The organism is Paenisporosarcina sp. P4_B8 (genome assembly GCF_056402175.1).
This window is the reverse complement of sequence record NZ_JBFUHX010000002.1, coordinates 162,390-174,557: the sequence shown is the minus strand read 5'-3', so window position 1 is coordinate 174,557 and position 12,168 is coordinate 162,390. Positions and strand designations below refer to the sequence as shown.

General features: G+C 40.1%; 13 protein-coding genes. All 13 read right to left on the bottom strand.

The genetic code is table 11. The features are described 5' to 3' along the window. Nucleotides 1-70: 70 nt before the first annotated feature. The 13 genes from AC1DSK_RS02920 to mraY all read right to left on the bottom strand — a co-directional run bounded on the left by AC1DSK_RS02920 (nt 71) and on the right by mraY (nt 12,126). On the bottom strand, nt 71-319 hold the full coding sequence (locus AC1DSK_RS02920) for a YlmC/YmxH family sporulation protein (protein ID WP_016427761.1): 249 nt from the start codon (nt 317-319) through the stop codon (nt 71-73). 84 nt (nt 320-403) lie between these two features. Next, nucleotides 404-1,192 carry an RNA polymerase sporulation sigma factor SigG gene (gene sigG, locus AC1DSK_RS02915; RefSeq protein WP_036659758.1) on the bottom strand — a complete coding sequence of 263 codons (789 nt, stop codon included), beginning with the start codon at nt 1,190-1,192 and terminating at the stop codon, nt 404-406. A 95-nt stretch (nt 1,193-1,287) separates the two neighbouring features. Next, complete coding sequence (sigE, locus tag AC1DSK_RS02910; protein WP_016427763.1) at nt 1,288-1,995, bottom strand: RNA polymerase sporulation sigma factor SigE; 708 nt, start codon at nt 1,993-1,995, stop codon at nt 1,288-1,290. Between the two features lie 19 nt (nt 1,996-2,014). Continuing rightward, the gene (locus AC1DSK_RS02905; RefSeq protein WP_477546574.1) at nt 2,015-2,845 is read right to left on the bottom strand and encodes a sigma-E processing peptidase SpoIIGA; all 831 of its coding nucleotides are present in this window, start codon (nt 2,843-2,845) and stop codon (nt 2,015-2,017) included. 321 nt (nt 2,846-3,166) lie between these two features. Further along, the gene (gene ftsZ / locus AC1DSK_RS02900; protein WP_477546575.1) at nt 3,167-4,342 is read right to left on the bottom strand and encodes a cell division protein FtsZ; all 1,176 of its coding nucleotides are present in this window, start codon (nt 4,340-4,342) and stop codon (nt 3,167-3,169) included. A 39-nt stretch (nt 4,343-4,381) separates the two neighbouring features. Beyond that, the gene (gene ftsA / locus AC1DSK_RS02895; RefSeq protein ID WP_016427766.1) at nt 4,382-5,674 is read right to left on the bottom strand and encodes a cell division protein FtsA; all 1,293 of its coding nucleotides are present in this window, start codon (nt 5,672-5,674) and stop codon (nt 4,382-4,384) included. Nucleotides 5,675-5,785: 111 nt separating this feature from the next. Continuing rightward, the gene (locus AC1DSK_RS02890) at nt 5,786-6,142 is read right to left on the bottom strand and encodes a small basic family protein (RefSeq protein WP_016427767.1); all 357 of its coding nucleotides are present in this window, start codon (nt 6,140-6,142) and stop codon (nt 5,786-5,788) included. A 3-nt stretch (nt 6,143-6,145) separates the two neighbouring features. Continuing rightward, entirely contained in the window at nt 6,146-6,865 is a 720-nt protein-coding gene (locus AC1DSK_RS02885) for a DUF881 domain-containing protein (RefSeq protein ID WP_477546576.1), read from the bottom strand. 322 nt (nt 6,866-7,187) lie between these two features. Then, nucleotides 7,188-7,904: a DUF881 domain-containing protein gene (locus tag AC1DSK_RS02880; protein WP_477546577.1), complete on the bottom strand. Its 717-nt coding sequence runs from the start codon at nt 7,902-7,904 to the stop codon at nt 7,188-7,190. Beyond that, complete coding sequence (locus AC1DSK_RS02875) at nt 7,885-8,676, bottom strand: cell division protein FtsQ/DivIB (RefSeq protein WP_477546578.1); 792 nt, start codon at nt 8,674-8,676, stop codon at nt 7,885-7,887. The genes AC1DSK_RS02880 and AC1DSK_RS02875 overlap by 20 nt, the downstream gene beginning before the upstream one ends. Nucleotides 8,677-8,698: 22 nt before the next feature. Further along, a complete protein-coding gene (gene ftsW, locus AC1DSK_RS02870) occupies nt 8,699-9,781 on the bottom strand; it encodes a putative lipid II flippase FtsW (RefSeq protein WP_477546579.1) in 1,083 nt (360 codons plus the stop codon). Nucleotides 9,782-9,801: 20 nt separating this feature from the next. After that, nucleotides 9,802-11,154 (bottom strand): UDP-N-acetylmuramoyl-L-alanine--D-glutamate ligase, encoded by a 1,353-nt coding sequence (gene murD, locus AC1DSK_RS02865; protein WP_477546580.1) that lies wholly within the window; start codon nt 11,152-11,154, stop codon nt 9,802-9,804. After that, complete coding sequence (gene mraY, locus AC1DSK_RS02860; protein WP_477531322.1) at nt 11,155-12,126, bottom strand: phospho-N-acetylmuramoyl-pentapeptide-transferase; 972 nt, start codon at nt 12,124-12,126, stop codon at nt 11,155-11,157. Nucleotides 12,127-12,168: the final 42 nt, after the last annotated feature.

Genomic DNA, 12,168 nt, shown 5'->3' with positions numbered 1-12,168 from the left:
AGAAGTTCCTAACTTTTTGATATGGGTATTGTCTATATATTGTACCAATCAAGCGTTGAATATTCAATGCTTATCCCTGTTCAGAACCTCTGGACTGAACGATGACAACATCTTTACCAATGACTTTAATATCTGATAATCTGATAACAATTGTTGGACGATTGCCTGAAAACAATTCTAGCATCTTTTTCGGTTCTGCCAGGAAAAAAGATTCAATCGTTCCATTTTCTTTTGAAATTCTAGCGTCATTAACGAAGCCGAGCATGCGGCCATCACTTGCCTCAATAAATTCCTTCTGTTGGATATCAGTAAATTTCAACGGTCATTCCCCCTTTCTACAGTTTATGTTCATAAACAAAAAATAAAGCTTTTATTCCAGAAAAGGAATAAAAGCTTTATTGATTCATCTGTAATCAATGTTGTATTCTTCTTTTATGACACGGATGGCGTGTTTCTCCAACCTTGAAATCTGGGCCTGGGAAATTCCCAATTCTTTAGCGATTTCAGTTTGGGTTTCACCATAATAATAACGTTTAGCTAATATTTTTTGCTCCCGAATGTCTAGCTTGCTTATGCTTTCTTTCATAAAAACATAAGTGGACCAGGATTCTTCTGACACTTGCTCATCTTTTAACTGATCGAGCATGAATACCGGGTCTCCCCCGTCGTGATAAATAGGCTCCTGCAACGAAATGGGTTCTTGAATGGCATCCAAAGCAAATAGAATATCTTCATGGGGAATATCAATCATCTCTGACAACTGCTGTAAAGTGGGTTCATGTAAATGTTCTGCGATATACTGCTCTTTGGCTTTCATTGACTTATATGCAATATCTCGCAAAGACCTTGATACACGTACCGGATGATGATCACGCAAATGTCTTCTGATTTCTCCAATTATCATAGGCACTGCATACGTTGAAAAACGCACATTGTGTTTTAAATCAAAGTTTTCAATTGATTTGATCAGGCCTATACAGCCCACTTGAAACAAGTCATCAGCTTGTTCTCCTCTGTAGGCAAAACGCTGGACTAAACTGAGGACCAATCGTAAGTTACCCATCACAAGCTCTTCTCTTGCTAATTCATCTCCACTTTGAAACCTTATAAAAGTTTGTGTCATCACTTCGTTTGATAAAACAGGTAGCTTTGACGTATCTACACCACATAATTCGACTTTTGTACGTACCATCGCTTTTTCCTCCGAACTGTTTAACACTGTGATACATATCAGTGTGTCCGCCTCGTAAGAAACTATGCGTTTTGCAATACGTCCAATTTCATCCATTAAGCTGTTGGTTGATTTAATTCTTCTCTCAAATCATGAATAATTTTCTTTTCCAATCGGGAAATATAAGACTGAGATATCCCAAGCATATCTGCAACTTCTTTTTGAGTCATTTCTTCTTGACCATTTAATCCGAAACGACATTCCATAATATATTTTTCCCTCTTTTCTAATAAATCAATTGCAGAAAACATAAATTGACGTTCAATCTTTTTCTCAACGTCCTCTGCAATAATATGTTCGTCTGTGCCTAAAATATCCGAAAGTAACAATTCATTGCCATCAGCATCCGAGTTTAATGGTTCGTCAAAAGAAACTTCAGATTTTAATCTGCTCGTTTTTCGAAGATGCATCAGAATTTCATTTTCAATACAACGTGAAGCATATGTGGCAAGCTTAATTTTCTTTTCTGTATTGAATGTCTCAATCGCTTTAATAAGTCCAATCGAGCCAATGCTGATTAAATCTTCAATATGTGTACCAGTATTTTCGAAACGTCTTGCAATATAGACAACAAGCCTCAAATTACGCTCAATCAACGTGTCACGAGCAGAAAGACTGCCATTCATAAACGCATCAATCGTTTTTGCTTCTTCTTCACGATTCATAGGATGTGGTAATGACTCACTACCGCCAATATAGTATGTTCCTTTACTACGCCATCGACTCCATAGCTCGATCAGTCTGTTCCAAATTTTCATTAACATAGCATTCGCCCTCCCATGATTAGCTGAATAATGTTGAAGCATGCAAAATAACATCTGTTTGACGTGGAAAATGTTTGCTGTTTTTAGTCAGAACGATATAACACGGTGCCAATGATTGCTCAGTTTTTGCTTTCAAACGGATATGATCAACTTTAATGCCAATTGCCCATGTCGATTCATTTTGAACAGTCTGGAGACGAATCAATCGCAATTGAGAGCGAAATGATAAAGGAACATCTTTAAAATTTTCAGATGAACTTCCTTCAAAATCATAAAGATACTGCCACAAATCCATTGGGAGGTATGATTTCATTTTTTCTGCAGAAATAAAATGAACAGGATTGCCTGACAACGGTTCTATGCATTGGTTGCCAGTGTCTGAATATGAGGTGAGTTGAAATTCTTGTTGAAACAAGCGAATGGTCACTTGACCGACATACGAATCTTTCAAGGCCGTCAGATTGACACGGAACCAATTTTTTCTGACACCCATTAAACTAAACACCAACACACTACCTGCAACCATCAAAACTACATACCAGCTGGCATTGGCTAAAAGTGGCTGTATGACTGTCAGTAGACCACCGGCAAACAAAGCCCCAATTAAAGTATTTGTTGCTGCCAGTATCCAATTGGTGCGATTCATTCCAAAAGCAATTGTCGTCATAACTACAAAGGTTGCAACGATTGAAAGGAAACCACCACCAAACAGGACAACACTTACACCACCCATAAATGCACTGAGCCATAATCGCCAAGACTTTTGATGAAACGAACCCATTTTGTTTGAAAAGGAAAGCAATGAAAAATTAATGAGTGTATTAATCGAGATCAAGACTTCAGCATACATTTTCTCACCTCCTACAAATAAGGTATCACTTGTCCGTCGCAAAACATGTCAGTTCTTGTATCTCTATTAAAAAAATCTACGACAAAAAAAGCCCAACTTAAGTAGCAATTTAAGCTACTTAAGTTGGGCTTCTTTTGTTATGTCTAGTTACAAGCGCCAGCTCGCACTTCCGCTTGGGCCCACAGGATGTGGGTCAGGAAGGCGTCCCGACACGATGTCGGGCCATTAGCCTTCCTACCTAAAATCATGCGAAAACAGGTTTTCGATTCGGACTTTCCACCGTCAGCGTCGAGCTAGATTAGCGCTTTTCACTTTTCTAACTTAGTTTCTCTTTTGACGGTTACGCAAGAACGTAGGAATGTCTAACGTATCTTCTTGATGTGAAGTTTGTTGCTCTCTTCTTGGCGCTTCTTGTTGGTAAGAAGGTGCTTCCTCACGTCTAGATTCACGAGTTGGAACATGTTGTGGTTGTTGAGGAGCTTGAGCTTGTTGAGCACGCCCTGCACTAAATCCACCGCTTCTTGTTGTACGATGAGTAATTTGTTCTTCGTTAAATCCAGTAGCAATTACTGTTACGATAATTTCATCTTTCAAATTATCATTGATTACAGAACCGAAAATCATATTAACATCTTCATCAGACGCAGATGCAACGATATCAGCCGCTTCTTGAACTTCAAATAAGCTTAAGTTTGAACCACCAGTGATGTTCATTAAAACACCCTTAGCTCCGTCAATTGATGTTTCAAGAAGAGGACTTGAAATGGCCTTCTTAGCAGCTTCAGCAGCACGATTTTCACCAGAAGAAATACCGATACCCATAAGCGCAGAACCTTTGTTTGACATAATAGTTTTAACGTCAGCAAAGTCCAAGTTAATTAAACCAGGTACGGCAATCAAATCCGAAATACCTTGTACACCTTGACGAAGAACGTTATCCGCTTCACGGAATGCTTCCAACATCGGTGTGTTTTTATCAACAATTTCAAGTAATCGGTCATTAGGAATAACGATTAATGTATCAACCGCTTCCTTCATCGATCCGATACCGCCAATTGCCTGAGTAGAACGCTTACGACCTTCAAATGTGAATGGACGAGTTACAACACCCACTGTCAAAGCACCAATTTCACGTGCAATTTGTGCAATTACAGGTGCAGCACCTGTTCCAGTTCCGCCACCCATACCAGCCGTAACGAAAACCATATCAGCACCACGTAAAGCTTCTTCGATTTGTTCTTTGCTTTCTTCAGCAGCTTTTTTACCTACTTCAGGGTTCGCTCCTGCACCAAGTCCACGCGTCAATTTCGCGCCGATTTGTAACTTCACTTCTGCTTTTGATAAATTCAATGCTTGTGCATCAGTATTGACTGCAATAAATTCTACACCTTTAACTCCATGTTCAATCATACGGTTTACAGCGTTATTTCCGCCACCACCGACACCAATGACTTTGATGACGGCAAGTTGGTCTACACTTGTATCAAACTCCAACATCGCATTTCCTCCTTCAATTACAAATAGTCTCTAAGTTTATTATTCGAAAAATTTATCGAGGAATTTGCGAGCTTTCCCCATCACGCCTTCTTTGTCTTCTTCTTTTGTCTGTGTTTGCTGTTTTTGTTTTTTGGGAGCTGGTGAATGTTGTTCAGGTTTTTTTGGTTGCCCTAACGCACTGTTTCCACCGAATCGGTTAAAGAATTGATCTTCCATATAAGCGTAGCGTATTAACCCGACTGCTGTAGCGTAACCCGGTTCACGTACTCCGATATACTCAGGTGTATAAAGTCTGACGCGAGTTTGTAAAATATGGCGAGCCAATTGGGAAAGCCCTTCTAATTTTGCAACCCCACCCGTAATGACCACTCCACCAGGTAAATCTTGAAGACCCATACGATAGAATTCTTCTAAGACTAATTCAAATAACTCTTCTAAACGAACGCCAATAATCTCAGATATGTATCTTTGACTATATTGTTCTTTCATTTCTGCACCAATCACAGGAACTTCAAACAATTCGTCGTCAGATGCATCATCATAAAAGGCATGTCCATATTGATGTTTAATTTTTTCCGCTTGTTCAGTTGGTGTTTTCAAGACAATCGATAAATCTTTAGTTAAATGATCCCCACCGACCGGCAATACGGATGTGTGTGTTAAATGACCATCTTGGAAGACAGCAATCGTAGTTGAACCGCCACCAATATCAATGAATGCGGTTCCATGATTTTTTTCATCTTCTGATAATGCAAAATAGCCAGAAGCGAGTGGTTGCAAATATATTTCACGGATTTGAAGACCCGCACGCTCCACACAACGTAAAACATTATGTAAAATCGTTTTTGATGTCGTCATCATTGTTCCATCCATTTCTAGACGGATACCAATCATGCCGCGAGGATCTTTAATTTCATCCAGATGATCCACAATAAATTGTTTGGGTACTAAATTGACTAATTCTCTTTCAGGCGGAATCGACATCACTTGTGCTGAGTCTATCACGCGATCTAAATCATCATCGGTAATTTCACGATTCTCACTATTAACTGCCACCACGCCTTTAACTTGATGCAACATGGCTTGATTTGCAGGAATTCCTAACACGACTTCGTTTATAGACATTCCGATCATTCGTTCAGCTTGGTCGATTGCTTTTTTAATGGACTGCACGGTCGCATCAATATCGACAATTGCACCTTTTCTAATTCCATTTGATTTTACATTCCCAACACCAATAACGTTTAGGGAACCGTTCGTCATCTCTCCGATAAGGACCTTAATTGATGAAGAACCAATATCAAGAGAAACATATAATTCTGTCTGATTCAATCCGTGGCACCTCCTTCAACAACTCTTTACTCATCATTCTATTGCATTCTATCAAGCTTGTCTAAGCAAAATCGTCAAAAGTTGTAAATTTTCCTTCTATTCGACTGTTTTTTAGTCAATAGTCCCTTTTCTTTCCGTCCATCTTGTCAATAATATCCGTCGAATCACTGCTATATTTTGGAATAGTCTTACTCCGAAAGCGAAAATAGCTGCCAAATACAAGTCAACGCCTAAATGTACGCCAAGAAAAGCTAGTCCCGCAGCTAGCGCAATATTGAAGAAAAATCCAGATACGAACACTTTGTCATCATATACATGTTGAAGTTGTGCTCGAATACCTCCAAACAACGTATCAAGCGCTGCTAAAACTGCTATTGATAAATAGTTTTCATACACCGAAGGGATTTGAATATCAGTTAGTAATCCGAGAGATATACCCAAGATTAATCCTAGTAATGGTAGCCACATATGTTAGTCCCCTTTCGATGTATTTTTCAAGTAGTCATTTTCAATGGGCTGATCATAAGCTGGAATACTTATTTGCTCTTTTGGTTCGCCTATCTTTAAAGTCAGATTATCGATAAAGAAGTCGTCCGCAATCATAGAAGATTGTAGATGGTTGTATAGCATTTCAGCGTCTTCCATGGTCTCCGTTCCAATTCTAATTTTAAATGGCGGAGTTCTGACATTTAAACTATTAACTGTCGTCTGCCCATTAATATCCCTGATTGGTGAGGAATGAATAATGCGTTTCCCATCGATTGAAACAGCATGCCCGTTAAAACGGTTAATTTCATTAAGCAAGCGAACGAGTAAATCTGGTGAGATACCCGTTACATTGTCACCAAGTGCAATTCCTTCCAAAGAAGGTTCAATTACCAGTTCCAATCCAGGTCCTGTCACTACGGTCAAACCCGCTTTTGCTCTTAACGTTTCAAGCGTTTCGTTCAATGCTTGCGCAGGGCTCTCGGACTGCAAATTTTCATACTTTGTAATGGTTTCATTAACATCTCTAATTTCTGACAAAAGCTCTGAATGCAGTTGTTTTTCTGCCGACAGCTCTTTCCTGATTTCCCAAATATCTCGCGTATCCCGTGATTCTGGTTTTTGTACCGTATTGTATTGTACCGCAACCATAAAACCTACAATTAATAAGATAAACGTGAAGCGGACATAAACACCTTGTTTCATTGAACCGCTCCTTCCTTTCATGTAAAGAGGTTGTCCATGCCATTCTAAAAGTAGCGGTGGTGTGCTAGAGTGGCGCTTTCCGCTTTTCTAAGTCTAGCTCCAAGCGCCAGCCTGCTCCTAAGCTTCAGACCCTCATGCGAAAGCAAGCTTTCGAATCGGGTCTTCCAGCGCCGGAGTCAGGCTAGAGTGGCGCTTTCCGCTTTTCTATGTCTAGCTCCAAGCGCCAGCCTGCTCCTAAGCTTCAGACCCTCATGCGAAAGCAAGCTTTCGAATCGGGCCTTCCAGCGCCGGAGTCAGGCTAGAATGGCGCTTTCCGCTTTTCTTATAACGCTGGCATTTGTATTTTTGATTTTTCTTCGATTGTTACCACAATATTATCATTAAGCAATTGATCCAGCACACCACCAGTGAGTTTCAATGATGGCATTAATACAGTTGGATCACCTATTGCCTCAATAACGAATGGAGCAGGGAACTGTTTTCCATCAATCGTTATGACCGGACCGTTGCATTTTATGTACGAGTTGGCTTGCAATCTTTGTCCATTGATTGCTATTGCTTGTGCTCCAGATATTTTCAGTTCATTCAGCACCTGGAATACATGACTTTCGTGAACAATATAGTCATTTGGATTGACTGAAGCTGGATCGTACTCGGCATCTTCAAGGTGAACTATTACCCCTTCACCTGTGGAAGGAAGAATTCCTAGAAGTAATCGCAAATCTTCCGCTTCATCTATCAGACTCTCGTACTGCTCTTCACTTCCTGACAGTGATTTTTCAATCTCGCGAACTTGTTGTTGTCTCGCCACTAATTCTGTTTCCAACTCTTTATTTCGTTCTTTTTGCTGAATAAGGTCTTCCCTGTAGCGTTCCTCATGTTCAAAATACTTGCTGCTGGTAGGCTCTCCGCTCAACTTTTTACTGCTCGATAGACTGTAGGAATAGGCTAAAATGAAGCCTAGCACCAGGCACACTAAAGAAAAGATAATGCGTTTATTCACAACCGAACGATTAGGCTTATTCTGGAGTTTCTTCAACTTTCTCCTCCTCCTTTGGCTGTGGATTATACATATCTACATATGTCTGGAAGAAGGATCCCACTTCTATGTCAATGACACCTTTTTCAGATTCACCGATTTGCGCAATGATTGATGGATAATAATTCATTTTTTCGGCAAATGACGGAATTACGGCCCTAACTTCAAATCCGTCATTCATAAATAATCGAATGCGGTAAGGGTCTGCCTTAGATGGAACAGATTCTATCTGTGAAATCATGGACAAAACTTCACCGTTTAATTTGGCAAGTTCCTTCACCATACGAGTCATTGCTTTTGGATTATCAAACGCACTTAATACAGGGGCATCAACCGGCGCTAGGTTTTCCGAGGAATGAAATACAGTTCCATTTTCAAGTACCAAATCAAAGCCATCTTCTGTTTGAACATAGGCTGCTTTTTTCCACTCTTTTAGTTCAATTGTTACCGCCGTTAAACCGCTTCGCTTAACTGTGACATCTTGAATCCAATCATTTTTTTGTAAAATCTCTTCGGCATTCTTTGTCCGGATTTCCCACATGGATTGTCCTTTTTGAATACCACTTCGATCAATATATTCGTCACTTGTCGCTAAATTAGACCCTTTTACGACAATGGTTTGAACGTGACTATACGGAGATTGAAAATAGAGGAGACCAAGTAAAGTTATTAGGAAAATGACGAGCAATAACGTGAACTTGCGATTTGTTCTCTTTTTTCTGCGCTCTCTCAGCGTTGGTATACGGTCTTCAATGTCGATAATTTTATCCACGTTATTCACTCCTTCCTATCTATCAGTCTTTTGAAAATCGTAGAATTAGCCCGACAATGAGCCAGGTTGAAAGTAAAGATGAGCCACCGTAACTAATAAAGGGTAGTGTTACGCCTGTTACTGGGAATAAGCCAATGACCACCCCAATATTCAAAAATATTTGGAAACCAATCATCGATTGAATTCCTGCAATCGCATAAAAACCTTCTTTGGTTGGCGCCAATACGGCTAGTCTATATCCCGTGTACAAGAACAGGCAGAACAGCCCAATTAACAAGAAAGCACCGATAAAGCCCATTTCCTCCACAATGATCGAGAAAATGAAATCATTTTGAGGTTCGGGCAAATATAGGAACTTCTGTCGACTTTGGCCGAAGCCGTGACCAAACAATCCCGATGGTCCGATCGCCATTAAAGATTGGGTACCTTGAAAACCGCTATTCAATGCATCTTCCCATGGATCTAGGAAGGCATATATACGCTTTAATCTGTAAGGTGCTGAAATGATCAAGCCAATGAGTGCCAATACGCCAATGGACCCAATACCAACGAAGAAGCGCACCGGAAAACCCGCGATGAACAACAGGGAAAATCCACCTACAATTAACAGAAAAGCTGAACCAAAATCCGGCTGGACCAATATGATTCCAGCGGGAACCAAACAAATCAGTATGGGCTGAACATAACGTCTTTTGAGTCCAGTAGACTTTTGTGCCAGCATGCAAGCTAGAAATCCAATGACTGAAATCTTGACGAATTCAGCAGGTTGCAGGCTGAAACCGGCGATTTGAATCCAGCTTTGGGATCCATTCCTTACAATCCCTAGACCGGGGATGTAAACCGAAAAAAGCAGAAGAATGGATAAAATATAAGCAATCTTCCAGAATTTCTGATTGCTAAGGAACGTCATTTTCGACATAACAAGTGCACATACCATCCCCAATGTGCCAAACATTGCCTGTTTCCAGAAGAATGGCAAACTGTCTTGGTAATGCACTTTCCCCCAGTAAGATCCGGCAGAGTATACAAAAAAATAGCCAATGACAGTTAATAGTAAACTAGTAAACAGAAAAACATTTGTCGGTCTTTTCTGCAGTTTTGGCATCCCTTCGTCTGTTATTCTTATTAGTTGATTTGAAAGACTGCTTGGATGAAATCATCTCCACGCAACTCAAAGTTTGCATATTGATCCCAACTCGCACAAGCTGGTGAAAGCAAAATGACATCATGTGGTTTTGACAACTCAGTTGCGACATGAACGGCTTGTTGAATATTCTCGACTTTTTCCAAACCTTTAACTCCGCATGATTCGGCAAACTCAATGAGACGATCAGCCGTTTCTCCAAATGTCACGATAACTTTCACGTTCCCCATATACTCACGCATTTCCTCAAATGAATGTCCGCGATCTAATCCACCAGCAATTAATATGACAGGTTCCTTGAAGGCTGCGAGTGCACTCTTGGTTGCTAAAGTATTCGTTGCTTTCGAATCATTGAAGAACTTGCGTTGCTTCCATTCGCGTACGAATTGTGTGCGATGTTTTACTCCAGTAAAGGACGTCAAGACATGCTCAATTGTTTCTTTTGGACAAGACATTAAAATTGATGTAGCAACTGCAGCTAAAATGTTTTCTAGATTGTGTTCTCCAGGCAAAGCAATTGATTTTCTTTCAAGGAATGGTTCGCCGAGCCAATAGATACGTTCAGAATCCGCACTAATTCCATCTTGACGACGTCCTTTAGTTGAAAACGGCAAAAGTTTTGCTTTAGTTTTGCTTGCATAATTAACCACTGCTGGTTGATCTGCATTGTAAATGAAAATATCTTCAGACGTTTGATTTTTGGTAACTGCAAATTTTGCATCGCCATATTCTTCGAAAGATCCGTGATAATCCAAATGAGCTTCATATAAATTAGTCAAAATCGAGATTTTTGGTTTGAATTGATCAATACCCATCAATTGGAATGATGATAATTCTGTTACGATGATTTGGTCCGCCTGTGCCTCTTGAGCAACTGAACAAGCTACCGTACCGATATTGCCGGCGATTAATGGCTTTTGACCACCTTGATTCAATATATGGAAAAGTAAGGTAGTAGTGGTTGTTTTACCATTCGAACCTGTAATGCCGATAAATGGAGCCTCGCTTATTAAATAGGCAAGTTCAATTTCTGTCCAAACCGGTATTCCCCGGGAAATAGCGTCACTGACAATCGGGTTGTGATAAGGAATACCAGGGTTTTTAATTACATATTCGAATCCTTCGTCCAGCAAATCCTCAGGATGTCTTCCGCAAATGACGGTAATTCCTTTACTCAATAAATTCTGTGCATCTGGACTTTCCTCAAATGGTTTCGCGTCATTGACGGTAACAAAAGCACCTAATTGGTGGAGAAGCTCCGCAGCTGCGACACCACTTTTTGCAAGTCCAAGTACCAGCACTTTTTTAGATGTAAATTGTGTAATGCTTTTCATTTATAATACCTCCATCATAACGACAATAAAGGCTGCAAGGAATGCCGTTGACCAAAATACGACGACAACCTTCCATTCAGACCAGCCGGATAATTCAAAATGATGATGAAGTGGACTCATTTTAAATATTCGTTTTCCAGTCGTTTTAAAACTGATGACTTGTAAAATTACGGACAGCGTCTCTGCAACGAATATGATCCCAACAAGCAGCAACAAAAGCTCTTGCTTAACTAAAATCGAAACCATCGCCAGAGCTCCACCCAGTGCGAGCGAACCAGTATCCCCCATAAATAATTTAGCAGGATTTGCATTGAAAATTAAGAAACCAAGAAGTGCGCCTGTTACGGCAAACGCGAAAATCGCAATATCTTGTTGATTGTAATACATGGCCAATACGCCAAATGTCGTAAAAGCAATGGAGGCTGTTCCTGAAACTAAGCCGTCCAGTCCATCTGTCAAATTGACTGCATTCGAGAATCCTACCAGCCAAAACACCATGAATAATACATAGGCAAAGCCAAGATCAACTGACCAGTCCGTGAACGGTATACCTACTGTAGTTTCAAATGGACCTTGCTTTAACAAGAAGAAAGAGGCTACGGCAATAACGATTTGCCCAATCAATTTTTGTAAGGATGTTAATCCTAAATTTCTTTTTAATACAACTTTAATAAAGTCATCCAAAAAGCCAATGACGCCAAAACCGACAAACACGATGACTAAAACAATCGTTTGTGTGGTTAACATTTCCAAATAAAAAGCAACGCCTAGAGTCGTGAGGACAATGGAAACAATAAAAACAAGCCCTCCCATCGTAGGGGTGCCGGCTTTTTTCATATGGGATTGAGGGCCTTCCTCACGGATACTTTGACCAAACTTCATTCGCTTTAATGCCGGAATGAAAAGTGGAGTTAACAGTATCGTAAGGACAAAGCCAATCCCTACAATCATAAGTGTTGTTGCGAGTGTCATATGTATTCTCCTTCAAATAAACGATGGTTGTCGTTATTACTA